Source organism: Myxococcus sp. CA056 (assembly GCF_013336715.1).
GTDB classification, from domain to species: Bacteria; Myxococcota; Myxococcia; order Myxococcales; family Myxococcaceae; genus Myxococcus; species Myxococcus llanfairpwllgwyngyllgogerychwyrndrobwllllantysiliogogogochensis.
In genome coordinates, this window is the sequence record NZ_JABUMT010000002.1 from 526,186 (window position 1) to 552,659 (window position 26,474).

General features: G+C 70.4%; 20 protein-coding genes. 13 read left to right on the plus strand and 7 right to left on the minus strand.

The window, feature by feature from the left end; genetic code table 11:
* The first annotated feature begins 69 nt into the window (after window positions 1-69).
* From HUA76_RS09815 to HUA76_RS09840, 6 genes are all read left to right on the plus strand, one after another.
* Window positions 70-1,251: an AAA family ATPase gene (locus HUA76_RS09815; protein WP_174453876.1), complete on the plus strand. Its 1,182-nt coding sequence runs from the start codon at window positions 70-72 to the stop codon at window positions 1,249-1,251.
* 89 nt (window positions 1,252-1,340) lie between these two features.
* Window positions 1,341-1,811 (plus strand): hypothetical protein, encoded by a 471-nt coding sequence (locus HUA76_RS09820; RefSeq protein WP_174453877.1) that lies wholly within the window; start codon window positions 1,341-1,343, stop codon window positions 1,809-1,811.
* Complete coding sequence (locus HUA76_RS09825) at window positions 1,808-3,721, plus strand: hypothetical protein (protein WP_174460690.1); 1,914 nt, start codon at window positions 1,808-1,810, stop codon at window positions 3,719-3,721. The genes HUA76_RS09820 and HUA76_RS09825 overlap by 4 nt, the downstream gene beginning before the upstream one ends.
* A complete protein-coding gene (locus tag HUA76_RS09830) occupies window positions 3,718-6,741 on the plus strand; it encodes a bpX6 domain-containing protein (RefSeq protein ID WP_174460691.1) in 3,024 nt (1,007 codons plus the stop codon). The genes HUA76_RS09825 and HUA76_RS09830 overlap by 4 nt, the downstream gene beginning before the upstream one ends.
* Window positions 6,742-7,049: 308 nt before the next feature.
* On the plus strand, window positions 7,050-7,232 hold the full coding sequence (locus tag HUA76_RS09835) for a hypothetical protein (protein WP_217439515.1): 183 nt from the start codon (window positions 7,050-7,052) through the stop codon (window positions 7,230-7,232).
* 131 nt (window positions 7,233-7,363) lie between these two features.
* Window positions 7,364-9,811, plus strand: a complete 2,448-nt coding sequence (locus HUA76_RS09840; protein WP_174460692.1) for a PAS domain S-box protein — start codon at window positions 7,364-7,366, stop codon at window positions 9,809-9,811.
* 13 nt (window positions 9,812-9,824) lie between these two features.
* Here the strand turns inward: HUA76_RS09840 and HUA76_RS09845 are convergent, their stop codons facing one another.
* From HUA76_RS09845 to HUA76_RS09855, 3 genes are all read right to left on the minus strand, one after another.
* Window positions 9,825-10,193: a response regulator gene (locus tag HUA76_RS09845; RefSeq protein WP_174453881.1), complete on the minus strand. Its 369-nt coding sequence runs from the start codon at window positions 10,191-10,193 to the stop codon at window positions 9,825-9,827.
* A 119-nt stretch (window positions 10,194-10,312) separates the two neighbouring features.
* Complete coding sequence (locus HUA76_RS09850) at window positions 10,313-11,446, minus strand: protein kinase (RefSeq protein ID WP_174453882.1); 1,134 nt, start codon at window positions 11,444-11,446, stop codon at window positions 10,313-10,315.
* A gap of 112 nt (window positions 11,447-11,558) precedes the next feature.
* The gene (locus HUA76_RS09855; RefSeq protein WP_141640472.1) at window positions 11,559-12,116 is read right to left on the minus strand and encodes a hypothetical protein; all 558 of its coding nucleotides are present in this window, start codon (window positions 12,114-12,116) and stop codon (window positions 11,559-11,561) included.
* Window positions 12,117-12,685: 569 nt separating this feature from the next.
* Here HUA76_RS09855 and HUA76_RS09860 point away from each other — a divergent pair.
* On the plus strand, window positions 12,686-13,057 hold the full coding sequence (locus HUA76_RS09860; RefSeq protein ID WP_046716786.1) for a helix-turn-helix domain-containing protein: 372 nt from the start codon (window positions 12,686-12,688) through the stop codon (window positions 13,055-13,057).
* Window positions 13,058-13,123: 66 nt separating this feature from the next.
* Here HUA76_RS09860 and HUA76_RS09865 read toward each other — a convergent pair whose 3' ends face one another.
* Together HUA76_RS09865 and HUA76_RS09870 are read right to left on the minus strand one after the other, a co-directional pair.
* Window positions 13,124-13,357, minus strand: coding sequence for a hypothetical protein (locus HUA76_RS09865; protein WP_141640473.1), 234 nt, complete (start codon window positions 13,355-13,357; stop codon window positions 13,124-13,126).
* Window positions 13,354-13,524, minus strand: coding sequence for a hypothetical protein (locus HUA76_RS09870; protein ID WP_174460693.1), 171 nt, complete (start codon window positions 13,522-13,524; stop codon window positions 13,354-13,356). Before HUA76_RS09870 ends, HUA76_RS09865 begins: the two co-directional genes overlap by 4 nt.
* Before the next feature lie 317 nt (window positions 13,525-13,841).
* Between HUA76_RS09870 and HUA76_RS09875 the strand changes: the two genes are divergently transcribed.
* The 6 genes from HUA76_RS09875 to HUA76_RS09900 all read left to right on the plus strand — a co-directional run bounded on the left by HUA76_RS09875 (window position 13,842) and on the right by HUA76_RS09900 (window position 24,277).
* Window positions 13,842-16,580, plus strand: coding sequence for a TonB family protein (locus HUA76_RS09875; protein WP_371823474.1), 2,739 nt, complete (start codon window positions 13,842-13,844; stop codon window positions 16,578-16,580).
* A 318-nt stretch (window positions 16,581-16,898) separates the two neighbouring features.
* Window positions 16,899-18,569: a response regulator gene (locus HUA76_RS09880; RefSeq protein WP_371823456.1), complete on the plus strand. Its 1,671-nt coding sequence runs from the start codon at window positions 16,899-16,901 to the stop codon at window positions 18,567-18,569.
* A 358-nt stretch (window positions 18,570-18,927) separates the two neighbouring features.
* Window positions 18,928-20,790 carry a sensor histidine kinase gene (locus HUA76_RS45230; RefSeq protein ID WP_181790656.1) on the plus strand — a complete coding sequence of 621 codons (1,863 nt, stop codon included), beginning with the start codon at window positions 18,928-18,930 and terminating at the stop codon, window positions 20,788-20,790.
* Between the two features lie 221 nt (window positions 20,791-21,011).
* Window positions 21,012-22,001: a hypothetical protein gene (locus HUA76_RS09890; RefSeq protein WP_141643196.1), complete on the plus strand. Its 990-nt coding sequence runs from the start codon at window positions 21,012-21,014 to the stop codon at window positions 21,999-22,001.
* A gap of 236 nt (window positions 22,002-22,237) precedes the next feature.
* The gene (locus HUA76_RS09895; RefSeq protein WP_174460695.1) at window positions 22,238-23,095 is read left to right on the plus strand and encodes an MbnP family copper-binding protein; all 858 of its coding nucleotides are present in this window, start codon (window positions 22,238-22,240) and stop codon (window positions 23,093-23,095) included.
* 36 nt (window positions 23,096-23,131) lie between these two features.
* Window positions 23,132-24,277 carry a methanobactin export MATE transporter MbnM gene (locus HUA76_RS09900; protein WP_174460696.1) on the plus strand — a complete coding sequence of 382 codons (1,146 nt, stop codon included), beginning with the start codon at window positions 23,132-23,134 and terminating at the stop codon, window positions 24,275-24,277.
* A gap of 26 nt (window positions 24,278-24,303) precedes the next feature.
* Here the strand turns inward: HUA76_RS09900 and HUA76_RS09905 are convergent, their stop codons facing one another.
* Together HUA76_RS09905 and HUA76_RS09910 are read right to left on the minus strand one after the other, a co-directional pair.
* Window positions 24,304-24,774, minus strand: a complete 471-nt coding sequence (locus tag HUA76_RS09905) for an NUDIX hydrolase (protein WP_141643193.1) — start codon at window positions 24,772-24,774, stop codon at window positions 24,304-24,306.
* Window positions 24,771-25,976 carry a DUF2380 domain-containing protein gene (locus tag HUA76_RS09910; RefSeq protein ID WP_371823457.1) on the minus strand — a complete coding sequence of 402 codons (1,206 nt, stop codon included), beginning with the start codon at window positions 25,974-25,976 and terminating at the stop codon, window positions 24,771-24,773. The genes HUA76_RS09905 and HUA76_RS09910 overlap by 4 nt, the downstream gene beginning before the upstream one ends.
* Between the last annotated feature and the right edge of the window lie 498 nt (window positions 25,977-26,474).

Consider the following 26,474-nt stretch of genomic DNA (forward strand, 5'->3'; position numbering starts at 1 on the left):
CCGCTGGTATTCCTTCAAGGGGGTGGGTGCTCTTCGCGCCGGCGGAGTCCGGCGGTTAGGCTTTCGTTCATGTCCGTCACCTTTGAAGCCGCGGCCACCGCCGTCCGCGACGCCCTCTCCGACGCGGGACAGGGGCTCGTCGAGCGCGAGGCCATGGTGGAGCTCATCGCGCTGTCCGCCGTCGCCGGTGAGCACCTGCTGGTCATCGGTCCCCCCGGTACCGCGAAGAGCGAGGCCGTGCGCCGCACCGCCCGCGCGCTGGGGGGCTCCTACTTCGAGTACCTGCTGGGCCGCTTCACCGAGCCCTCCGAACTGTTCGGCCCCGTGGACCTGCGCAAGCTGCGCGAGGGTCTGGTGGAGACGGAGACCACGGGCATGTTGCCGGAGGCGGATGTCGCCTTCCTCGACGAGGTCTTCCTCGGCTCCACCGCCATCCTGAACACGCTGCTGGGCCTGCTCAACGAGCGCACGTTCCGCCGGGGCCACACGCGCATGCGCTGCCCCCTGCGCGTCTGCGTGGGCGCCGCCAACGCGCTGCCCGAGGATGAGTCGCTCGCCGCGTTCGCGGACCGCTTCCTGGCGCGCATCTTCGTCGAGCCCGTGCCGGACCCGCGCCTGGAGGACCTGCTCGCGGGCGGGGCCTCGTTGTGGGGCGAGGGTACGGGACGCCGCGCCTCCCTGGCCGCGCTGGATGTACTCGCGCAGGCGGCGCGCGAGGCGGACCTGGCCCCCGTGCGTCCGCATCTGGCCCACGCGCTGCGCTCCCTGCGCGCGGCGGGGCTGTCGCTGTCGGACCGGCGCGCGGTGAAGGTGCAGCGACTGGTGGCCGCGGCGGCCGTGCTCGCGGGGCGCTCCGTGCCGAGCACCGCGGACTTGTGGCCGCTCGTGTACGCGGTGCCGACGAAGGAAGGACAGGCGCTCGCTCGGGAGGTGTTGAGGGAGTTTCTCGCGGCGACGGAGAACCCTGCCCTCTCGGCGGCGGCGCTGGAGGCCAGCGCGGGGCCGTGGGCTCGGGCTCAGCGAATCGTCCAGGCGGGGCAGGTGCTGCTCGCCGAGCGCCCCAGCGACACCGACGCCGAGGCCTTCGCCGCGTGGCACCTCAAGCTGGAGGGCGTGGCGAGGGAGATGGACGCGAGCTTCGCTCCCGAGTTCCTCACCGAGGACCTGAAGGTCCTGCGCGCCGGGCTCACGGAGGCGCTCGCGCTCGTGTCTCCGGTGTCGCTGGAGGCTCGTGGCGCCGGGCTCTCCTGACCGGAGATGTGACGACTGGCGGCGCGGTCCGCGTCGACGACGCGGGGGACGGGTCTTCAAGACGTGCGAGAGGGCGGTGGAGTGGAGTCATGAGCAGTGAAAGTCAGGGGGCCCTGCCGGTGCGCTGGGGACCGCGCGCGGAGGCGCTGGAGCCGCTCGCCGTCATCGGCGTGGGAGAGGTGGCGCGCGTGCTCGCGCGACGGGCCCTTCGGGAGGACGACGCGAAGCTGGGGGCGTGGCGCGGTGTCGCGGGGCAGGGCGTCCTCGTGCTGCTGGGCGCGGCGGAGTCCCTGCCGTGGGTGGATGGCGCCCTGTACCTGGGCCGCGACAGCGCCGCGCCGTCACTGCTGTTGCCCTGTGCGCTCGCGCCGGACGTGGTGGCCTCGCTGCTGGAGCGTGCGTTGCTGGCGCTGGCGGGGGACACCGCCACGCAGCTCGCCGTGCTTCCTGGCTCGTTTCAGCTCGTCTCGGTGGCCTCGGCTCGGCCGGTGCATCGCCCCACGCTCGTCGCTTGGCTCGCGAGCGAGGAAGCCGGCGCGGGAAGGGAAGGGGCGTCATGAGCTCACTGCCTCCCGTGCTGCGCCCGTGGGCGGAGTCGCTCGCGCTGTTCCCCGAGGAAATGGCCACGCACCTGGGGCCGTTCGTGGCCCGGCTGTCCGCGGCCATGGGGGCGTTGCGCCCGCGCGGAGAGACCGCCGGTGGCGAGCCCCAGGGCTATGACGGAATCACCCGCCGGGGCTCGTTCGACCGGCTGCTCGTCAGTGAGTGGCTGTGGGCCCTGGAGGCTCCGGACGAGCTGGTGCGCCGCGCCGCCTTCGGGGAGCTGTCCTTTCTCAAGCCCGCCTTCCGTCAGCCGCAGGGCGCTCGCCGCACCGTCGTGTTGCTGGACGCGGGGCCCGACCAGCTTGGCAACCCTCGCATCGCACACCTCGCGCTGCTCATCGTCATGGCCCGCCGTGCCCAGGCCGCCGGGGCCTCCTTCGCGTGGGGCGTGCTCCAGGCTCCGCCCGAGCGGGGCACCTATTCCGAGGTGACTCCCAGCGTGCTGCTCTCCTGGCTCTCCGCACGCGACGTGGATCCACCCGCCGCCGAGCGACTCGCCGCATGGCATGAGGCCCTGTCCCTGGGCGATGCGCCGGAAGAGACGTGGCTGGTGGGGAGTGCTCGCCTCGCACGGCTGCCCGGTGCGGAGTCGATGTCCCGCATCGAGGTGACGGAGGTGCTGGCCCCCGAGGTGCGCAAGCTCACCGTGGACGTGCGTCCCGCTTCCCGTCCGGTGCGTTCAGTCGTGCTGGACCTGCCGCCTCCCGACGACAGCATTCGTCTGCTGAGAGACCCGTTCCAGAGTCGCGTCGCGAAGCCCGTGTCGATGGCCGGAGGCCAGAAGGCCCGCTCGTTCCACTTCTCGGCGGACGGCTTCCGGCTGGTGATGTTCCACTCCGACGGCGGCGTGTCCGCGATGGCGATTCCCGACTCGTCCAGCTCCACCGCGCCCCGACCTCGGCGCATGAGGCTTCAGCCCGGTCATCTGATGCTCGCCGCAGGGTGGCGCTCGAATGGCGGACTGCTCGCGTTGATGGAACGGCCGGACCGCTATGTCCTCCATGGCACGCTCAAGCCCCAGCCTCCCCGGGCCGACGCGGGTGAGCGGCGCCCGGTGTCCGAGCGGTGGACGCCGGGCCACGCGTCGGAGCTTCCCGTCGCGCACGGAGGCCCCGGCCGGCTGTTCTCGTGGAGGGACCGCGATGGGGAGTCGGTCCTGCTGCTGACGCGGAGCGGAGAGCTCTTCCTCGTCTACCTGGTCAAGGCCGAGCATCGCGTCGAGTTGATGGCGCTGGACAATTCGGTGACGGCGATGGCCCGGGTCCACGGCAAGCTCGTCTACGTCCGCAGTGGCCCCAGCGTTCGCGTGGGCACGGGGTTGCACAGCCTCTATCCCGTGTCTCCGTATCCGCCCAATGTCTGCAAGCCTGTCTACATCGCGCCATCGGAGGGGCAGCCCTTGCCTTCGCGGACGACGCTCCATGTCGTGGGGCCGGACGCGTCGACGAGCACGGTGCTGGAGGCCCGGGGGGGTGAGTCCTTCTTCGGTCACGCCGTCGGAGTCAAGGTGCCTGGGGACTCGGGGTTGCTCGCGATGAGTCACGGGCCGAGAGTGTGGCGACTGTTTCTCGAGGGTTCTGTCCAGGACCTCCCGGTGCCTCAAGGCTTCCACGTGGTCGGCGTGGGATGCTGCCATGGCTCTCCAGGGCAGGCCGGGCTGGTGGTGCTGGGGCCGGATGAGCGCACCTTGTCGTGGTTCGGCGCGACCGGCCACCACGTGCTTGCTCAGGCCTCGGCTCCGGTGGTGCACGCGGAGCTCAGCCACACCACGTCGCTGCTCGGCTGGCTCACGCGGACCGGGGAGCTGGTGTTGCTGGACCTTCGTGACGGACACGTGCGCTATCGCGCGACGGCGGAGGGCATATGAGGCGCTTCGCCCACGCGAGGACGGCGCCGCGTCAGCATGTGCACCGGGGCACGGTGAGTGCCTCGGCGTTCTGGTTCGACCCGGAGCTGCTCGGCGAGCAGGAGGCTCGGCGGCGGGTGATGGCGATGTGGGCGCCGGGCGCGTCCGTGCTGTTCGTGGCGGAGGGTTATCTGCTGCGGCTTCCTCGGGTGACGCGGGTCTCGACGGCGTCGAGCCCGGGTCTGCCCCTCACGCTCGAAGGCGGTGTGCTCACCTCCGCGCCGCTGGCTGCCTCGGAGTGGGCGCGGTTGGGTGCGCCGCGTGACTCGCTCGTGCTCGTGCGAGCGGGCGTCGCCCGGGTCCATCCGCTGTCGAGCGCGCGGGTCGTGGACCTGTCCTCGTGGTTCGACGTGTCCGCGTGGACGGTGCTGCCCACGCGGAGCCTGGGCGCGCCACCTCCACCCGTGGCAGCCGCGGTGGAGCCCGTGGCGCCTGTCACACGCGCCTCCTTCGGTGGCTCCATTCCCGAGCCGTCCGATGAAGCACGGGTGGTGCTCGCGCGCATGGAGGGACGTGCGCCCCCTTCCGATGCCGTCGTGGCCGAGCGTCCTGGACTGCTGTCGCGACTGCGCTCCGCATGGACGGGGCGGAGTGCCGCGTCATCGGGATCGAGCGGTGACGGCGCCGTCGCAAGCGCTGGAGTGCTGTCGCGACTGCGCTCCCTGTGGGGGGCCGCATCGAAGGCGGAGACAGCGGAGGGCGAGGGTGGAGGAGGAAGCAGGTGGCTCGGCCGCCTCGCGGCGTGGCTGAGGAACACTCCCTCCACGGCGGGCGCGCTGCCCTCGGGTGAAGGCAAGGGCTCCTCCTCGTCAGGCTCGCGGCGCGAGGCCCTGGCTCCGAGGACGCCCTCCCTGTTGGGCCGACTGTGGGCGGCGCTCCGGCCTCGCTCGACGGAGAAGGCGGCGGGCGGTGGACGTGGCGCTCGTGGTGGCCAGACGTCACCTCGGAACGCGGGGCCTCCTCCAGGCCCGGGTTCCCTGGCGCGCCTGTCCCAGTGGCTGCTGCGACATACGCCGCTGGGCGAGCTGCTCGGCCGGCGCAAGGCGGAGTATCTGCGTCGCCTGTTCGAGATGTTCGAGGGCGGAGACCTGCACGAAGCGCTGCGCCATGCCATTCCGCTGAATCAGAAGCTGAACGAAAACACCCGCGAGGCGCTCGGTCTGCCGGGGCCGAGAGAGGACCTCAAGCTCCAGCTAGGCCCGCGCGGCCCCGCCGCCACTTTCGCCGGAGGTGAAGAACTCTACGAGGCGCTCCGGCAGCGTTACCGCGCGGCCTTGCAGCGCTTCGAGCGCGAAGGTCGTATCGAGGAAGCCGCGTTCATCCTCTCCGAGTTGCTGGGCGCGCACGAGGAAGCCGTCGCCTTCCTGGAGCGGCACCGTTGCTTCAAGCTCGCGGCGGAGCTGGCCGAGGGGCGTGCCCTGGCACCCGGTCTGGTGGTGCGTCAGTGGTTTCTCGCGAAGGACCCACAGCGCGCGAAGGCCATCGCCCGGCGCAGCGGCTGCTTCGAGGACGCGGTGCTGCGCCTGGAGAGCACGCATTTCGCGGAGGCACATGAGCTGCGTCTGCTGTGGGGCCAGTCTCGCGCCGAGGCGGGAAGCTGGGTCCAGGCCGTCGAGGCCATCTGGCCGGTGCAGGCGGCTCGGGAGCAAGCGCGCGAGTGGATGGAGCGTGGCGTGGACGTGGGCGGCGTGGGCGGCGCGCGACTCCTGGCGCTGTGGGCGGGCTCGCTTCCGGGAGGACTCGACGCGGCGCGTGCCCGCGTGCTCGCGCTGCTGGACGACGACTCCCTGAATGGCGCGGCGGAGCGGCTGGCCTTCGCCCGGACGCTGGCGAGCGAGCCTCCCTCCGGAGTCCGCTCGGCCTTGCTCGTGCCCACCGTGCGCGCCCTCATGAGAGACAGGGCCCTGGGTCAGGCCCACTTGCCCACCGATTTCATCACCCATTTGCTCAGGGACCTGCCGGACGGCGCGCTGCGCGCGGACCTGCCCGCGCTGGCCCCCAAGGTCCCGTCCCCGTGGACCCGCTTCGTGGTGCAGGCGACCGCCTCGCTCGGGGACGCGGGGCCGTTCGCCATCCATGACGCGGTGGTGCTCCCCTCGGACCGGCTGTTGCTCGCGTTGGGCGAGGCGGGCGCGGTGTTGCTGAGCGCGGAGGGCCGCAGGCTGGCGCACTTCGATGTGCCGGCCTTCTCCCTGGTCGCCTCCATCCATGGGGACCGCGTGCTGGCCATCGCGCGTCGGGGCGAGCTGCACCATGTGTCCCGCGTGGACGTGGTGCGGCGGCGGGCCACCGCGTGGTGCGACGTGGCCATGCACGCGTGGGCGCCGACGTATGACGGTGAGACATGGTTCGTCGCCTCGGAGCTCACGGTGATGATGCTGGACGCGCAGGCCGCCGAGCCGCGTGCCCTGTGGCGGGTGTCGAAGGTGCCTGGCCCCGTCGCCATGCTGGCCGCGGACGAGACACACCTGTGCTTCGTGACCACCGACGCGGAGTGCTGGGTCTATGCGCTGCAAGACGGCCCCACCCTGCGCTCGCGTGAGCCGTTCGTGGCCCTCGGCAAGGGTGTCTCCGCCGTGCTGCGCTCCTGCGCCATCACCGCCGATGGCGAGGTGCGCGCCTCCGTCCACTTCAGCGACCGCGAGTACCCTCGCCCTGGAGAGGCGGACTGGCTGTGGGTGAAGCCTCAAGGACCGCGCTTCGCCGCGCCGATGTCCGTGGTCGGTGAGTCCCTGGAGCGCGTGAAGTGCTTCCTCTCCGAGTCGTGGCGCGCGGAGCTGACGCTCTTCGACGGGGCCTGGCAGGTCCGCCTGCTCGACGTCAGTGAAGTCATGCGCGCGCGGCTCAACTTCACCTTCGAGGAGTCACCGACTCCCCAGGTCCGCCTCACCAACACCGCGCTGCTCATGTTCGACACACGGGGCCGGATGCTGTGGCTGGACCTGGAGCACGGCACGGTGCGCAACGTCGGCGCCGCGTGAGCCGCATCGGCCCCTGACGTCGGGGTTGAGACAGGATGTCGGAGGAGCGACTTGTTTCAGATACCTCGGGCCCTCCTGTCCTGTCCGCCAGACCCCAGGCTTCGCGTTCGGTGGAGGACAACCCAGGCGTGACGCGCGACGCAGCGCCGGAAATCCAGATTCGCTGAAGTTGGAAGCGAACCAGTGTCATGGACCCATGGCACATCTTGATACGCGCGCCCGGGGTGGTCACCCTGAGTAGGACCATGGCTCTGCGTCTCCAGCTCTCTCCTCCTGCGTTGCGAACGCTCGACCGGTGTCCTGCCCCGGTGAGACAGAAGCTTCAAGGCGAGCTGGCCGAACTGGCCGCGGGACTCCCGCTCGAGGGGCCGTTGTTGCCCGAAGAGGTGGGGTTGGTGGTGTTGGGCTCCGGCTTCCGCGTCCACTATCTGCTGGAGCAGGAGCACCGCCTGCTGCGGCTCACGGACGTGATGGCGCCGACGTCGCACTGAAGGACGCCGCGAACCCGGGCGGAAGTGTGGCCTGGATGGCGCATCGCTTCCGAGCGGTTGTCGAAGGGCGGGGGAGTGGCTAGACCCACGGCACGTCGTGCCCGGCCCGGAACACCCTCTTCGACACGCCCTTGCCCATTCCCCTGGCTGACTTCCTGATTCAAAACCGCGACACCATCCTGGAGGCCTGGGAGGTGGAGGTGCGCTCCATCCCCGCGGCCCAGGCCCTGACGCGCCCCGCGCTCCGCGACGGCCTGCCCGGGTTGCTGGAGGGCATCGCGAGGATGATGCGAAAGCCCCAGGCGGAGCTGGCCTCGGGGCTGAGCGCCATCAGCGACCACCACGCCCTGGAGCGCCTGGGCGAGGGCTTCGACCTGCGACAGGTCGTCACCGAGTACCGGCTCCTGCGCGGCTGCGTGCTGCGCCTGTGGTCCGCGCGAGGCCACGCCACGCTCCGCCCCGACGAGGAGCGCATCTTCCATGAGGCGATGGACGAGGCCGTCGCCGCCGCCGTCAGTCGCTACACGCGCGCCCGCGAGCGCACCATCCAGGCCCTGGACCGCATCAGCGCGGCGGCGCTGGGCAGCCCCGACGTGGCGGGCTTCCTGCCCCGGCTGCTCCAGGTGCTGTGCGAGACGGTGGCCGCCGTGGACGTGGCCGTCGTCCTGCTGCGCGACGGCGAGGACTTCCTGCGCGTGGAGAGCGGCGTGGGCGAAGGCGTGGACATCGGGGGGCTCGTGCCCATGGGGCAGGGCTTCGTCGGCACCATCGCCGCGACGCGCGAGCCCTTGCTGGTACACGACGCAAGCTGCGACGAGCGGGCCCACTCCGCCGTGGTGCGCACCTCCGACGTGCGCGCGCTGTACGGCGTCCCGCTCGTCTTGAACGACGTGCTCATCGGCGTGGCCCTCATGGGCAGCCGCGTCAGCACCGAGTTGTCCGAGGAGGACCTGCTGCTGTTTCGCGCCATGGCGTCGCGCGCCACCGGACTGCTCGCCCAGGGCCAGGCCCGGGACCGCGAGCGCGAGGCCCGCGCGGAGGCGGAGGCCTCCCTGAAGCGCCTGCGCGAGAGCGAGGCCGGCCTGCGGCGTTGGGAGGAGGTCTTCTTCCGCCTGGGGGTCGGCGTCGTCGTGGTGTCCGCCGAGGACGACACCCTGCTCGACGTGAATCCCGCCTTCGCGCGCATGCACGGAGCCTCGCCGGAGGAGCTCATCGGCCAGCCGCTGGAGGCGACGATTGCTCCCGAGGCCCGGGGCATGCTCCCGCGCCACGCCGCCGCCGCGAACTCCAAGCCCTCGCACGAGTACGAGTCGCTCCACGTGCGCAAGGACGGCAGCCGCTTCCCCGCCTTCTCCCACGTCACGGCCTTTCGCGACGAGACGGGGAAGGTGTCGCGGCGCGTGGCCACCGTGCTGGACATCACCCAACGCCGCGCGGTGGAGACGGACCGGCAGCGATTGCTGTCCACCATCGAATCGGAGCGCGCGCGGCTGGCCGCCGTGCTGGAGCAATTGCCCGCGGGCGTCTTCATCGCGGACGCCGCCAGCGGCCGGCTGGTGCTCGCCAACCGGCAGGTCGCCATGCTCACCGGGCGCCCCTTCCAGCCCATGTCCAACGTGGACACGTTCGCCACCCTCTACGGCGCCTGTCATCCGGACGGGACACCCTATGCCCCGGACGCGTGGCCGCTGGCGCGCACGCTGAGCACCGGCGAGGTGGTGCAGGGCGAGGAGGCGATGCTGAAGCACGAGGATGGCCACACGCTCACCGTGCTCGTCTCCAGCGCGCCCATCCGCGACAGGGACGGAGAGCTCATCGCCGGGGTCGCCACGCTGGCGGACGTCACCGAGCGCCGCCGCGCGCAGGAGGCCGAGCTCCAGGCGGCCCGCTTCGGCGAGCGCCTCATCGCCATCGTCAGCCATGACCTGCGCAACCCCCTCAACGCCATCCATCTGTCCACCACGCAGCTGCTCCACAGCGAGGTGCTCGCGGAACGCGAGCGCCGCTTCGTCACGCGCATCGCCCGCTCCAGCGCGCGGATGACGCGGATGATTTCAGAGCTGCTCGACTTCACGCGCGGGCGGCTGGGCGGAGGCATCCCCATCCAGCGCACGCCGGGAGACTTGCGCGCGGTGGTGCGGCAGGGCGTGGAGGAACTGGAGGCCGCGTGGCCGGAGCGCACCCTGCGGGTGGCGGGGGGCTCCGGCCGGTATGACGGTCAGTGGGACGCCGACCGGCTGCTCCAGGTGGTGAGCAACCTGGGTGGCAACGCGCTCCAGTACAGCGCGCCGGACGCGCCCATCACCCTCACGCTGTCGGACCTGGGCGACACGGTGGTGCTGGAGGTCCACAACCCCGGCGAGCCTATCTCCGCCGAAGCGCTGCCCCACCTGTTCGACCCGTTCCGTCGCGCCACGAGCAGTCACCCCGGCAGCAGCATCAGCGGGGGCCTGGGCCTGGGCCTCTACATCGTCGAGCAGGTGGTGAAGGGCCACGGCGGCCACATCCAGGTGGCTTCCACCGAGGCGGACGGCACCGTCTTCAAGGTGACGCTCCCGCGCGTGCCGCTCCCGGCCTGACGTGCCGGCGCCGTCAGCCCGCGTTCACCACGCGGGCGAGCGTCGCGCGCAGCTCCCAGAGGTCCACCGGCTTGGGCACCGCGGCCTGGACGCCCTCGGGGAGCGGCTGGCTGTTGCCCGCGCCGGACACGACGACGACGGGCAGGGCGCTCAGCCTGGCGTCCTCACGGACATGGCGCATCAGCTCCCACCCGCTCATCACCGGCATCATCAAGTCCAGCAGCACCGCGTCCGGGCGGGGGAGTCGCCTCAGGCGCTCCCATGCCGTCTGGCCGTTGCCCGCCGTCTCCACGGCGAAGCCTTCCATCGTCAGGAACTCCTCCAGCAGCTCCCGGCTATCGGCGTGGTCTTCGACCAGGAGGACGAGGCTTGGCGTGCACATGGAGACTCAGACTCGTACCGAAGGGCCAGGGTCGCCAGCCGCACCGCGTCGATACGTCCACGTCACGACTGCGGGGATGTTCGCTAGCACACGCTTCCGGAATGGGACGTGGGCGGCGTTCAGCTTGCGGGGTCCTCCTCCGGCAGCAGCCTGTCCTCCAGCACCTCTTCGGGGGACTCACCGGCCTGCACGCGCAGCGCGGCGTAGCGCAGGCCCGTCACCTCCGCGAGCGCGTCCGCGCGACCGAACACCTGGCCGGCGCGGCGGGCGTACAGCCGCAGGGTGCGCGCCAGCTCCGCGCCGGTGCCGAAGCGCTCCTCGCGCTCGGGCGCCAGCGTGCCTCGCAAGAGCGGCTGGAAGGCCACGGGCACCGCGCGCAGCGCGTCCTCCAGGTCCTCGCGCGTGTAGGCGCGGATGCGGCGGCGCAGCTCCCGCGCGGCGGCCACGCTGACGGCTTCCTGCATGGCCGAGTCGAGCGCGTGCTCCTGCGTCGGCGTGTCCGACGACAGCGCCTGCTCGCGACGACGGCGGCGCTCCGCCTCGAACCGGTCCGCGCCCTCGAAGAGGTGTCGTCCGGTGAGCAGTTGGAGCAGCACCAGCCCCAGGCTGAACAGGTCCGCGCGTCCATCCAACGCCTGGCGCGCGACGTGCTCGGGGGCGGCGTAGGCGAGGCTGGTGGGATGCTCCTGTCCCTCGGGAGTGCCGGAGAGCACGGACGACGCGGCGCCGAAGTCGAGCAGCTTCACCGCGCCGTGCTCGGTGATGAGGATGTTGTGGGGACCGACGTCGCGGTGGACGACGCGCAGCGCCCGGCCGTGCTCGTCGGTGAGGGTGTGGGCGTGGTGCAGCGCCTCCGCGACCTCGGCGGCGACATAGAGGGAGAAGCCCTCCGTGAAGGGCAGGTGGGCGCGGCCGGAGGCCTCCATGAGCGAGTCCAGCCGGTGGCCGGGGGTGTGCTCGAAGACGAGCACGGGCGCCTCGTCCGGGCCCTTGAGGTCGTGCACGCTGACGACGTTGGGATGGTGCAGCAGCGCGGTGAGCCGGCCTTCCTCCCAGAGCCGGTGCGCGGCCTCGGCGCGCAGCGGGCGCTTGATGACCGCGTAGCCACCGAAGTCCGACTCGTAGCGGCGGCGCGCGAGGAGCAACTCCCCGTGGTGCGCGGCGCCCAGCGACTTGACGAGCTCATAGGAGGCGCGACCGGAGCGCAGCAGCACGTGCGGCTGGGCGGAGGCGTCGGACGACGGGGGCGACATGGCGACTCTCCTCGGACGAACGGACCCGATGGGCCCGCGGGCTCACTCGGAGAGTATGGTCGTCCTCCGGCGGGAAGTCACCTCCTGGGTAGTGTGTCTTCCATCCGCCGCTTCATGGCTCCGAGGCCGGCTTCATGAGCCCGTCCTGGCGCGCGTACTCGCGCACCAGCTCCACCTCGTCCAGCAGCCGCGGCGAGTCAGGGAAGACCTTCTCCGCGCGCTCCGCCAGCCGCAGCCCCTTCTCCAGGGACTCCTTCGTGCGCGTGTCGCCCAGGCCGCGCAGCATGCCCGCCCACGCCTGCTCCAACGTCTTCAGGGCGTGGGACGAGCCCTCTTCCCACAGCGTCATCGCGTCGTCCTCGCGGCCCCGGATGACGTCCAGGAAGTAGCCCAGCTCCACCAGCGCGGCCGGGTTGCGGCGCGACACGGAGACGGACTGCTCCAGGAGCCGCTGCACCTCGGTGAAGGTGACCTCGGGGTCCACGCCCGGCTCCTCCGCCAACTGGAGCAGTCGCGCCAGCTCCAGCAGCGCGGGCGCGAAGGTGGGCGCATCCCGCGTCAGCTCGCGCAGCAGGCGCAGCTGCTCGGGGCTCGCGGGGGTGGCGTCGCCAGCCTCGCGGGTGGCCAACAGACGCTTCATCAGCTCATCGGCGGTGGGGTGCCCGGCCATGGTGGGTCCTCGGTCTTCGAGCAAGCACTGCTGTTCTGGAGGAACTTGCGGGCCACGTCGAGCCTCGCCTGCACCGCCTCGCGCGAGGCTTCCGCTCCTGAACAGTTTTGAGGCTATGTCTTGATTTTCAGCTTTACGAATGGGAGGTGTCAAGCCGCGAAGTCGGGGCGCGGACGACCTGGGAGGAGGGGCCCACCGCGCGTGGAAGGTCCCATGTCATGCCCTGGACCTCCTGGGTTTCACGCGGGAGCCCTGTCATAGGGGGCCCGGCGGGATTCGGGGGGCGGCGGTGGATGGGGAAGGGGGTGTGTCGGAGGGTAGGACGCGATATCGGGGAGGACCGGGAGACTACCCGGCATATCGGTATTTCGCCTGATGACTTGCTGGGTTATAAGCCCTGTCGGACACGCGTCCGAGGGCGGCCTGTGCCTGTGCAGGCCGGGGCCTCGGCCCGTACTCATAAGGTTGATGCGGTGAAGACCCACCCTGAAGGTTCCGCCTCCACCCGCAAGTCACCCCGGGCACGCCAGGGGCGGCCGAGCGACCGCGCCCGACAATCGCGTCAACAGCTGGAGCGGCGCCTGGCGGTGAGCGTTGGCGAGGAGGCGCGGTCGGCGCGGATGCGCGCGGGGCTGACGCAGGCGGATGTGGCCGAGCGCATCGGCATCGCCGCGGAGGTCTATGGGCGGATGGAGCGCGGGAAGATGATGCCCAGCGTGCCGACGCTGTTCCGCCTGTGTCTGGCGCTGCGCCTGTCGGCGGACGTGGGCCTGGGGCTCGTCACGGCGGCCTCGGTGGGCGCGGCGCTGTGGGAGGAGGACTCGCGGGACAAGGACCACCTGCCGGAGATGCGCCGCCTCCTGCGCACGCTGCGCCGCATGTCGCGCGGTCAGCTCAAGCTGGTGAACCAGGTCGCCGCCGCCATCCTGCCCCAGCGCTGAGCGCGGGGGCGGTGGGGAGATCGCACCATCGGCGCGGACAGCGCGTGGCGGTCCGTCACGCGTGCTTCAGCGGCTTGGAAGACAGAGGGTGTCGGGTGGGCACCGCTCGGGGCCCATCGTCCCGAGCCGGGCGGGCTCCCGGAGCACGGCCGCGTCCTCGTGGGGCCCCGCCGTCTGCTCGGCGGTGAGCGTGGCCGGGGTCGAGGGAATCAAGCTCAGCGCCACCAACACCAGCAGCAACCCGAAGAGCAGTTGGAGCAGGCGCGCGCGCACGACATGGATGGACGGTGGGGCGATCATTCCGCACGCCCCCCGACGACAGCCCACGTCCACGCAGCCGCCGCGTCCCCCACCGAGCGGGCCGGCGGAGCCAGGGAGAGCAGGCGGGCGTCGCGAGGCGGAAACGCGGACAGCGGCAGGGCGGTGGACGCCAGCCGGCACCAGGACAGGGACAGACAAAGACTCATGACGCGGGGCTCCGGAGTGCGGGGAACTTGGTGAGCCCCCGTGCCCATGTCCTCCCTCCCTCGGAGACAAGGCGCGTGTCGGGTGCGTGACGTGGCGGGTGCGCTTCGTCGAACCCGCGACGGACTTGGAGGTTTCGCAGTTGCTTCTGCTCTGCGGGTGACGGCTTCGCGGGAGGGGTGCTTGTCACCCTGCTCCGTCCCTGGCCTCATGCGCCCAGGGGCCCTCGGGAACAGACGTGACGGAAACGATTCGGGGAAGGCGACGCGGAGGACTCGGCTCGCGCGCGCTCATCGCGGTGTGGCTGCTGGCGCTGCTCGTGCCGGTGCTCCCCGCGCATGCCCAGGCTCCGTCACCGCCGGATGGAGGCAGCGCGGATGCGGGCGTGTCCGCGGCGGAAGTCGGCCTCGCGCGCACGGACGCGGGCTGGGCGGTGGAGGTCGTCACGCCGGATGGAGGCGTGGCCGAGCCCGTCTTCATTCCCCCCGCGCTGACGCTAGACGCCCCCGCGCCCTATCCGCCCGAGCTCGCGTCGGAGCGCGTCTCGGGCGTGGTCCAACTGGAGCTGCTGGTCGACGACGCGGGGGAGGTCGAATCCGCCACGCTGGTGCGGGGCGTCCATCCGCTGTTGGACAAAGCCGCGCTGCACGCCGCGCCGTCCCTGCGCTTCTCGCCCGCCACCGTGGATGGACAGCCGGTACCGGTGCGCCTGTCCTTCGAGTACCGCTTCGAGGCGCCCGTCGTCGCCGAGGACGCGCGCCCCGAAGGCCCCGTCACCTTGCGTGGACTGGTGCGCACCAAGGGCAACCGGCGCCCCGTCGTCGGCGCCACGCTGGTGTCGGACAGCGTGCCGGACGCGCCGGTGCAGACGGACACGCAGGGCCGCTTCGAGGCGCGCTGGCCCCCGGGAGGACATCGCGTCCGCGTGTCCGCGCCCGGCCACAAGCCCGGCCTCTTCCGCGAGGAGCTCGGGACGCAGGAGGCGCTGGAGGTGGTGTACGGGCTTGCGCCGCTCGTCATCAATCCCTACGAGACGGTGGTGCGAGGAGACCGCGAGCGCACCGAGGTCAGCCGCGTCACGTTGCACGACGCGGAGCTGCGCGAAGTGCCCGGCACCATGGGCGACCCGTTCCGCGTCATCATGTTGCTGCCGGGCGTGAGCAGCATGTTGTCCGGCGTGGCCTACCCCGTGGTGCGCGGCAGCCAGCCCGCGGCCACCGGCTACTTCCTGGATGGCATCCGCGTCCCCATCCTCTTCCATCTCTTCCTCGGCCCCGCGGTCATCCACCCGGACTTCATCGACGCCATCGACTTCTTCCCGGGCTCACCACCGCCCCGCTACGGGCGGCTGCTGGGCGGGGCGATTGAAGGCCGGCTCAGCAGGCCGCGCGATGACCGCGTCCACGGCAGCGCCTACGCGGACCTCATCAACGCGGGCTTCTTCCTGGAGACGCCGTTCGTCTCCACCGGCACCAACGTCAGCCTCGCGGGCCGCTACTCCTATACGCCGTGGCTCATCGCGCTCGCGGCCAACAAGCTCCAGGACCCGCCCCAGTCGGGCCGCCTCAACCCGAAGGTCATCCTCGACTTCTGGGACTACCAGCTGCGCGTGGAGCAGGACGTGGGGCAGGGCAAGCTGAGGCTGTTCGCGTTCGGCTCGTCGGACACGTTCGGCTCCGAGTCGCAGGACGAGTTCGGAGACACCGCGCTGCAGTCCATCATCTTCCACCGCGTGGACCTGCGGCACCGCCACCCGCTGGCCGGCGGCGAGTTCGAAATCGGCGCGACGTGGGGCCTGGACCGCTTCGCCGTCACCAGCAGCACCCCGCCGAGCGACGCGACGTCCGTCTTCATCGACCAGGGCACCTGGTCCGCGCGCCTGGGCTACACCGCGCCGCTGGACCCCAAAGTCACCCTGCGGCTGGGCGGCGACGTGGACCACAAGCGCGCCATCGTCGACTTCTACGAGCTGAACCCGGACGAGGAGACGGCCGAGTTCGCCCCGGTGGCGCTGGCCACCTTCCTGGGCGCGTGGGCGGAGCTGGTGTGGCAGCCCACTCCCAAGTGGTCCGTGGTGCCGGGACTGCGCGTGGACAACTACCACCTGTCCCCGGGCATCGACCGCACCGCGCTGGAGCCGCGCCTCACCTTGCGCCACCAGCTCACCGACTCGCTCGTCCTCAAGGGCTCCGCGGGCCTGTTCCACCAGCCGCCCACTTCACTCATCAGCCTGCCCGTGGTGGACGTGGGCAGCCTGCTGTTGGGGCTCCAGGAGGGCGCGCAGTTCTCGTTCGGCGCGGAGTGGAAGGCGCTCCAGGGGCTGGAGCTGGGCATGGACGTCTACGTCAACCCGCTGGTGCGGACCATCGAGCTGACGCCCTTCTCCGACGAGGGCCTGGTGGATGACCCGGACCCGCTGCCCGCGCCGGACCAGGACCCGGGCATCCCGAACCGCGACGACATCAACTTCCCCGACTTCAAGAGCCACGGCCTCGCGTATGGCCTGGAGCTGCTCGTCCGCCATCCGCTGGGCGACAACTGGTTCGGCTGGCTCTCGTACACGCTGCAGCGCAGTGTCCGGCGCACGCGTTTCTACCGGTACGACGTGGAGGGCAACGTGCTGGGCGAGGCGTCCGCGGACCTGCCCTTCGCCTTCGACCAGTCCCACGTGCTCAACCTGGTGCTCAGCTACAAGTTCTCCAACAGCGTCACCCTGGGCGGCGTGCTGCACTTCAACACCGGCCGTCCGGAGTACGGAACGCTGGGCACGCAGACCCACCGCGCGGGACAGGACAGCTCCGGCAGGCCGTCGTGGGTGAAGGTGGACCGGGACTCCGTGGACCGGCTGCCGCCCTTCTTCCGCTTCGACGTGCGCCTGTCCAAGTCGTGGGTGTACGAGACCTTCAGCCTGGAGGCCTACCTGGACATGCTCAATGTCACCATCAGTCAAGAGACGGTGAGCTTTGAGTACGACGGAGGAGGCGGCCGACCGCTCTCCAAGGAGGCCGTGGGGCTGCCCATCGTCCTGCCCATCCTGGGCGCGAAGGGGCGATACTGAACCTGGCGAGTGATGGATAACGCACGCTTGCCGTCTCTCCCCGTGAGCGACCCCGACAAGCAGACTGCTGGCACGGTTTGATTCCGGGCCGAGGAGTGTTGATGGGAGCCGGCCTGCCCTCGGGTCGGATGGACACTCCCAGGCTTCGACGGTGGACCGCCCCGACATCCAGGTGAAGACTCCATGTTCCACGAAGGGATAGCGACGATGGCGGAATGGTTGCGGTGGCGGGGAACGCCCCCACATGGCGCGGCGGGCGCTCAGGGGGGCTCGAGCGCCTCGCAGTCGCCGGACGCGTCCCCCGAAAGCACCGGCCTCGTGGGCGTTGAAGCTCCGGGCGTGCTGCTGGTCGACGACAACCCCGCCAACCTGGTGTCGCTGGAGGCCATCCTGGAGCCGCTGGGCGTGCGGCTCGCGAAGGCGTCCTCCGGAGAGCAGGCGCTGCGCTTCCTCCTGCGCGAGGACTACGCCGTCATCCTGCTGGACGTGCGGATGGCGGGGATGAACGGCTTCGAGACGGCCTCCCTCATCAAGCAGCGGGAGCGCACCCGCAACGTCCCCATCATCTTCCTCACCGCGTACGGGCGCGATGACTCGGAGCTCGTCACCGGCTACTCCACCGGCGCAGTGGACTTCCTGCAGAAGCCCTTCCCGCCGGAAGTGCTTCGCTCGAAGGTCACCGTCTTCGTGGAGCTGTTCCGCGCGCAGCACCAGGTGCGCGCGCAGGCGGAGCTGTTGCGACAGAAGGAAGCGGAGGCGCGCGAGCTGGCGCACCGCGCGGCGGGCCACATCGACCGGCTGCGCGACTTCACCGCGCGGCTGTCGGAGGCCAGCACGGTGGCGGAGGTGTGCCGCGCGCTCTTCGAGCAGGGGTTGGTGGCCGCGGGCGCGAAGGCGGGCGCGGTGAACCTCCTGAATGACGAAGGGGACGCGCTCGAAATCGTGGACGCGGTGGGCTACCCCGAGCAGGTGCTGGCCAAGTGGCGCCGCATCCCCCTGTCCAACCCGGTGCCGCTCACGGAGGCGGTGCGCGAGCAGCGGCCCATCTGGCTGGGCTCATTGGAGGACTGGCAGGGGCGCTATCCGCACCTGAATGCGTACGGCATCCACGAGTCCGCCATCGCCCTGCCGCTGCTCGTGAAGGGGCGGGCGCTGGGGGCCATTGGCCTGTCCTTCGCGCGGGCGCGGCTGTTCACGGAGATGGACCGGGCCTTCTTCTCCGCGCTGGCGCACGCGTGCGCGCAGGCGCTGGAGCAGGTGCGCCTCATCACCGAGGAGCGCCGCGTGCACGAGGAGCTGCGGCGGCGCTCGGAGTTCGAGCAGCAGCTGGTGGGAATCGTGTCGCACGACTTGCGCAACCCCCTGGCGGCCATCTCCATGTCGGTGGGTCTCCTGGAGAAGAAGGGCGAGCTGTCCGACATGCAGCGGCGCACGGTGCAGCGCATCGGTCAGGCCAGCGAGCGCGCGGCGCGGATGATTCGCGACCTGTTGGACTTCACCAAGGCGCGGCTGGGCGGCGGCATCGCCCTGCACCGAACACCCACGGACCTCCGGGAGGTGGTGACGCAGGTGCTGGACGAGGTGCAGGGCGCCCACCCCGGCCGGCCCGTGCAGGTGGACGTGGCGCCGGACGTGCGGGGGGAATGGGACCCGGACCGCATCGCCCAGGTGCTGACCAACCTGCTCTCCAACGCGCTGGCCTACAGCCCGCCGGAGGCGCCGGTGCGGGTGCGCACGTTCGCGGAGGCCGGCCAGGCGATGGTGAGTGTCTACAACGGTGGGGACCCCATCCCGCCCGAGCTCATGTCGCGCCTGTTCGAGCCGATGACGCGAGGCATGCTCAAGGAAGGCCAGTCCAGCCGCAGCATCGGCCTGGGCCTCTACATCGTCCGGGACATCATCCGCGGCCACGGTGGCAGCGTGGACGTGGTGTCCTCGCAGGAGGACGGCACCACCTTCACCGTGCGCCTGCCCCGGCTCCAGGACTGAGGAGGTGGGTGTGATGCCTTCCTGCCCCGTGGGGCAGTGGCGGGTGTCGCCCACGGTGCACTTTGCTCCCGGATGCGGGAGGGGCGGGGGCGAGCCGGTCGGGGCGTCGGGGGCGCGAGAGGACGTGGCTCGCGCCGCACAGTGCTTACGGGTGAGCACTGCGGCAATCGCTGTACCCGAGGACAAGTTCGCGACACCTCGGACATGGCACTCTCTACCAACGCGCGTTCCGCGCCCCAGTCTCCGCACGTGGACTGGAGGGGTGCTGGGCGCCGGGGGGAAGTCGATGGTGAGCCTGTCGTCGTTGCCAGGGAATGCCCTGGCACGGTCGCTCCATGCCGGAAGTCCCGCACCGTGCATGCGCTTGGAAGCGCTGCGGGGACCGGCGGGCGAGGTGCTCGACTTCCAGTGGTCGTCGCTCAACGCGGCGGCCGAGCACTTCGTGCATGACTGGGGCGTGCCCTCCTGTGTCTCGCGCTGGGTGCAGCAGGGCCTGCGCGGCGTGGAGCTGGAGGCGTGCGTGCGGGTCTGGGCCACCGGCGTGCCCCTGTCCTCGACGTTGCGCCTGTCTCGCGACGGGCTGGACGCGTGCTTCCAGGTGGTGGGCGTCAAGGAGGCGGACGGCCTGGCGCTGTGGCTGTTGGAGCCGTCACCGGAGGACGCGGCGGGGCTGCGCGACGCGCTGGAGCGCGAGCGGGAGGCCCGGCGGCGCGCGGAGGGGGCGCTGGAGAACACCCGGGACGTGCAGGCCCGCGAGGAACTCTTGCGGCTGGCCCTGTCCAAGGCGCGCATGGTGGCGTGGGAGTGGACGGAGGCGCGGCGCGTGGTGACCTGGTCCCAGGACGCGGACGCGTTTTTTGGCCAGGCGCCAGCAACGCTGGGCACCTCGCTGCCGAGCTTCCTGTCCTGCGTGGTGGTGGAGGACCGGCACCGCGTCGCGCGGGGAATCGAACAGGCGCTGGCGGTGGATGGGGCCTACACGCTGAAGTTCCGCTGTCGGCACGCGGACGGCACCACGCACTGGTACGAGGCGGTGGGACAGAGCTTCCACGAGGCGGAGCGGCCGCACCGCATGGTGGGCGTGGTGGCGGACTGCACCGAGCGCGAGCAGGCGGAGGCCGCGCTGCGGGAGGCGGAGGAGCGCTACCGGCTGGCCGCTCGCGCCACGCATGACGTGTTGTGGGACTGCGACCTGGCGACGGGGCGCGTGCGCTGGGATGCCGGACAGGAGGAGCTGTTCGGCTACGGACGCGACGCCGCGGACCATGAGCTGGGCTGGTGGACGCAGCGGCTGCACCCGGACGAGCGCGACGCGGTGGCGGACGGGCTGCGCGACTTCGTGGCGTCCACCCGGGCCGCGTGGCAGGCGGAGTACCGCTTCCTGCGCCATGACGGAAGCTGGGCCCATGTGTTGGACCGGGGCGTGCTGTCGCGTGACGCGGCGGGCCGGCCGGTGCGGATGATTGGCTCGATGATGGACATCACCGAGCGCAAGCACGCGTTGGAGCGGCTGGCGGAGGAGGCGGAGTTCCGCGAGCGCTTCATCGGGATTCTGGGCCACGATTTGCGCAACCCCCTCAACGCCATAACCCTGTCCGCCCGGGCCCTGCGGCGCCGCGCCCCCATCAGCTCCACCCAGCAGCAGATGGCCCAGCGCATCGAGGCGTCCGCGGAGCGGATGGGCACCATGATTTCGGACATCCTCGACCTCACGCGGGCGAGGCTGTCCGGCGGCATCCCCCTGCAAGTGGCGCCGGCGAATCTCTCCACCGTGTGTCAGCAGGTGGTGGAGGAGCTGTCCGCGGTCCATCCGGACCGCTACATCGCCTTCGACGTGGACGGCCGCTGTGACGGGCTGTGGGACGCGGACCGGCTGGCGCAGGTGCTCAGCAACCTGGTGGGTAATGCGCTGGAGCACGGCGCCCAGGACGCACCCGTGCTGCTGCGGTGTCTGGATTATGAGACGCGCCAGGTGGTGGAGGTCCACAACCCCGGCGCGCCCATTCCCGCGCCGCAGCTGGCCACGCTGTTCGACCCGTTCCGTCAGGCCGGCGCCGCGCGCGAGAAGGGCCGACGACGGGGTGGGCTGGGACTCGGCCTGTTCATCGTCCGGGAGATTGTCCACGCGCATGGTGGCAGCGTGGACGTGCGTTCCTCGGAGCTGGACGGCACGACGTTCACCGTGACGCTGCCGCGCGACGCCCGCCGCGCGGCGCGGTGATGTTTCAAGAACGTCTCGCGGTGTGTCACGGCCAGTGAATCATCGTCAACCGTGAGTCGATACACGGCTGAAGCGTCAGCCGTTTCACGATGTCCCTGTCTGACGCACGACCCCAGCGGAAGAATTGCACGTGGGTACACCTGTCGCTCCTGGCGAGAAGCACTACCCGTTGTCTTGGCCGCGAGAAACCGCGCGGTCACCCCCAACGCGGAGACAGTCCCATGCGCCAGTGCTTCAGCCGTTTCGAGTCCCGTCCTTCCTTCCTTCGAGAACTGACGGCGTGGGGGTTGCCCGCGCTCTTGAGCGTCACTATCGGATGTGGCCCCGCGGGGATGGGTGATGGCGAGCCGAACGAGTCGACAGGCACCCACGAAGAGGGGCTGGTCTCGACGAATGGCTTGTCGACGAACGGGCTGAGCACCAATGGCTTGTCGACGAACGGGTTGAGCACCAATGGCTTGTCGACGAACGGGTTGAGCACGAACGGGCTGAGCACCAATGGCGTGTTCAATACATGGTTCAGCGCCAATCCAGCCCAGGCGGAAATGCTGATGAAGTATGTCGCCCGCTGTGCATTGTCGCCCACGCAAACACTGTCGTACACCCATGGCGGAACGACGTACTCGTGGCCGGGCTCGTTGGGGCTGGCGCCGTCGTGGACGGGGAGCGTGGCGGGCTCGCAGCCGCAGCCCGCGTCGGTGACGGAGCAGCAGGTGGTGTCCGCGTGCCTGGCGGCGCATGCGAACAAGTTCGGCGTGCACGTGAACATCTCCGTGCTGGGCAAGGGCGCATCGAACGTGGCGATTCCCTCCACCCCGGAGGAGCTGCAGTTGTTCAGCAAGCCGGAGGCGTGCTTCTTCGGCAACCTCTTCGCCAATGAGGGCCTCTTCGCGGCGAACGACACCAGCTACCTGTCCTACGACGAGAGCACGGTGCGCACCTGCGGCCTGTCGTCCTGGAGTGGTGACGCCGCGTGTGCGCCCGCGATTGCGCACGTGGGCAACTGCCTGGACCACTGCCAGGCGGACCCGTTGCGCGGCGGGTTCTACAAGAGCTGCACGTACAACGGGAAGCCGTACCGCCCCATCAGTACGCGCATCCGTCCCCAGGACATCTACCGGTGCGGCGACGGCGTGTGCCAGATTTCCGAGCAGTGCGGCACGGGGACCGCCGCGAACAACTGCGCGTCGGATTGCGGCGCCTGCCCGTAGTGCGAGCAGGCTGACCTGGACCCGCGGCTCCCCGCGCCGCGAGGTGTCACCAGGGCCGACCGGTTGACAGGCGGCGATATGTTCGGGAGTCGTTGGCGTTCCCGCCCCGAAGGACCCTGGGGCGCGTGTGCATTCCCGCCGCGACAACATGCCACACGGCGTTTGCTCCCCGGGGCTGGTACCCCTGCAGTCCGTCGCGGTGCGCTCCTCGCATCCGCCCCGTGGAGGTCGATTCGATGAACGTCGTCCGGAAGCTCGCGTCCTGGGCCCTCGTGCCCGCCCTCCTGCTCCTGCAGGGCTGCGGTGATGACGAGAAGAGCGACAAGACCTACACCGTGCGTTTCAGCCCCCAGGTGCGACAGGAGGCGCTGACGTGCGGCGGCAGCTACCCGGATATCGGCACGTCGCGGGGCGTCATCGAGCTGCTCGACTTCAAGATGTACCTGCGGGACGTCACGTTGGTGCGCGCCAATGGCGAGCGCCACGCGCTGAAGCTCGCGCAGGACGGGACGTGGCAGCGCGATGCGATTGCCCTCCTGGACTTCGAGGATGGCACCGGGACGTGCGCCACGGGCAGCCCCGAGGTGCGCCGCGAAGTGGTGGGCACCGCGCCGGAGCATGACGACTACACGGGCCTGGAGTTCAAGGTGGGCCTGCCGCCGGAGAAGAACCACCTGGATGCGGAGGCCGAGCGCGCGCCGCTCAACGTGGCGCCCATGTGGTGGAGCTGGCAGGGGGGCTACAAGTTCGTGGCCCTGGACGTCCGCTCCCGCGCGAACGAGAGCTTCTACTTCCACATGGGGGCCTCGGGGTGTCGGGGCTCGGTGCCGGACGGCTTCACCTGTGCGGCGGACAACCAGGCGACCATCACCCTGGCGGGCTTCGACCCGGAGGCCAATCAGGTCGTCCTGGACCTGGCGGGGCTGTACTCGGAGCTGGACGTGAATCGTGTCCCGGATGGAACGACGGACATGATGCCGGGGTGCATGTCGGGGGCGACGGACCCGGAGTGCCCGGGGTTCCTCTCGCAGTTCGGCCTGACCGCGGATGGCCGCCCCAAGGCGCTGCCGACGACGTTCTTCCGGGTCCGCTGAAGCCCTGTCCCGCGGCGAGTGAACGAGGAGTGCCAGATGTTCCGCGCATGGAAGGTGAGCGCCGCGCTGGGCGCGTTGTTGCTGGTCGGCTGCGGGGGCGATGAAGGCGCGCCGCCTCCCACGCCCTATGCGTGGAAGCTGCCCGCGGGCTTCCCGGAGCCCTTCGTTCCGGCGGACAACCCCATGTCGGACGCGAAGGTGGAGCTGGGGCGCCACCTGTTCCACGACAAGCGGCTGTCGGGCAACGGCACCATGGCGTGCGTGAGCTGCCACGAGCAGGCGCGGGCGTTCTCGGATGGGAAGCCGACGCCCCGGGGCTCCACGGGGGACCACGTCGCGCGCAACTCGCCGGGGCTGGCGAACGTGGCCTATCTGGCCACGTACACCTGGGCGAACCCGCTGCTGGAGACGCTGGAGACCCAGGCGCTGGTGCCGCTGTTCAACGAGTTCCCCACGGAGCTGGGCGTGACGCCCCGGCTGGAGGAGGTCTTCCAGCGGCTGCGGGACGACGTGAAGTATCCGGAGCTGTTCCGCGCGGCGTTCCCCGACGCGGCGGAGCCGGTGGACCGGGAGACCATCGTCAAGGCGCTGGCGTCGTTCCAGCGCACGCTCTTGTCGGGCGGCTCGCCGTATGACCGCTATCTGCAAGGGGAGCGGGAGGCGCTGACGCCGGAGGCCCGGCGGGGCATGGAGCTGTTCTTTGGCGAGCGCGCGGAGTGCTACCACTGTCACAGCGGGAGGCACCTCTCGAACTCGTTCCGCTCGAAGGACTCGGTGCTGCCGAACATGCAGTTCTTCAACAACGGGTTGTACGACGTGGACGGGAAGGGCGCGTACCCGTTGGACAACCCGGGCCTGTTCGAGTTCACCCAGCGGGCGGAGGACCAGGGGCGCTTTCGCGTGCCGCAGCTGCGCAACGTGGAGCTGACGGCGCCGTACATGCATGACGGCAGCATCGCCACGCTGGAGGCGGTCATCGACCACTATGTGGCCGGTGGGCGCAACGTGACGGAGGGGCCGTTCGTGGGAGATGGACGGGCGAACCCGAACAAGGACCCGCTGGTGCGGCCGTTCGAGCTGACGGAGTCGGAGCGCGCGGACCTGGTGGCGTTCCTCAAGAGCCTCACGGATGTGGAGTTCACGCGCGACGCGCGGTTCGCGAACCCGTGGGAGGAGCCATAGGAAGCTCCGGCCCAGCGGCCCAGCGGTCAGGCTTCGTCGTCGGGGAGAAGCCTCCGGAGAAGCTCGTCGTCAGGTCCGAGTGGACGCCACCCAGCAGGAGGTGGATTGGCGAGCAGTGCATCACCTGCCAATCGCACGCGGTCTTCATGCGTCTCTGGGACGATGCCGGACCAGAGCCCGAGTGCCTTGGCGACCCTGAAGCGGTTGTCGTCATCCAGCATTGCCGGCCAACCATCAGGGAGGCTCCCCCATAGCTCGCGCACGAGATGCCCACGAACCAGGCGGGTCACTTGCTTGCTTCGCACCGCTTCGGCCACCAATCCGTCGTACACCTGAACTCCGGCAACGTCGTCCGGACCCAGCTCCTCGGCCAATGCCACCCACGATGCGGTGGGACGGGCCTCGGCAAAGGCCGTGAGTGAATCGTAGCCGCGCTCACGAACGCGCTCATACAAGCGGGCCTTCCAATTCCCCCGCCATGAAAGTTCGTCCGTCATCGGCTCCTCCCCTTCGTGAACACGATCGGGACTTTGTAGAACTGCATACGCTCCGCGACGATGTCCAGGACCTGATTCCGCGTCAACATCCGGCCTGCTCTAGCCTCGGCGTCGCGCAGCGTCTTCATGATCATCCGGTTCCACTCACCGGGCCACACGCGACCCAGCGTCCAGTTGCCTCCGCCGTGAATGGCCTCGTGGTGGGCCTGCTCCAGCCGGACGCAGAACTGGTCGATGTCCATGTCGCCCTTGAAGCCGCGCTGCTCGAACCACTCCCGGTGCTCTTTCGGTAGGACGTGGTGCTTCGGGGCGTCGGACATGCCCGCTCCTGCCTTGCCCGTCACCCGCATGCCCCTCACCTCGGGACTGGCTCCCAGCGCGTCACGAACGCCCTCGGGCAGGTCTTGATGGGCCTGAGCCATCATCACCTGACCCCCGTGGATGCGGACGGCCGCGCTGACGGCGGGGAGGGAGATGACGCCTGCCTGCACGAGCCTTCGCATCAGCTCCACCCACTCGGCGGAGACAACGATGCGTGAGCCCGCCATGACGCCCCCTGAACTCATCGCGAGGCCCACGCCGAGCGTCGCGGGCGCGGCCGGGGGCAGTCGAGGCAGCGACATCTTCAGCGAGGAAATCAGGGTGACCATCTCCAACACCCGCACGGCCACCAGAACCTTGCCTCCTTCCTCCATGGCCGCCCGTCCGTCCGAATGAATCGCGTTGAACTCCCGGGTCAATGCCCCCATCAGCTCGGGCATCGCGAGTGCCGCGGCTTCGACACGGTTCGGGTCCTGGGAAGCGAGGTCCGACAACGGGGTCTCCACCAGGCCCCGGACGCGGTTGAGGTCCACGAACTGCTTCTCGAAGCTGCAGATGAAGCACTCCCGGAGCAATGCGTCGGTGAGCTGGAGGAAATCAACCCAGGTGGCGAGCAGCAGTGTTCCGAACATCGCGGCCTGGAGCCGTGGCCCCGTCATGCGCAGGACGCCCAGCTCCATCTCCGGGTTCTCCAGTTCCGACGCGGCCCCAGCCATCACCGTCGCGCTTCCGAGCGTGCCGTGAATCCACGTCACCTGCTTGGAGCCAAGGCGGAGAAAGCGCATGAACACCTCGCCGTTGATGCCCCGGCCATCGAAGCCGGGCCGACGTGTCGAAATCCTGGACAACGCGGACTCGACCCTCCCCAGCGAGCCCTTCATCTCGTCGATGGACTCGAGGATTGCTTGTCGAGTCAGTGTGGCGCTCCGCGCTCCGCCTCCAGTCGCTCCAGCCACGGTGCCAGGCCCAGCCCGGGTTGCGTCGCTGCGTGGTCCCCGATGCCGCCACAGCCGTTGTCCTGCTTCGGGTCCCGCGATGGCATGCGTGCGGTCGTCGCTCGGCTCCCCTTCCCACGCGGGGGACGAGGCTGCATGTGGCGCGTGGTTCAGCGTTCTGTCGCGCCCGGGAGCATGAGTCACCGAGGCGCACCCCGTGGCCAACAGCGCCATGGCCAGCAAGGCGTTAACGCGCATTGTCCACCCCTGGCTTGAGCGTGCTGAACCCGCTCTCCAGGGCGGCGTTGTCGTAGCAGTTGCCGCATCGGCTGATGCCGCGGACGATGCCGTGTCTCGCCAGAACGTGCTGGTAGTCCTCACTGGCGTATGTGCTCCCCTGGTCCGTGCGGTGCCAAAGCCTACCAGCCCGACGCCGCACTGTAC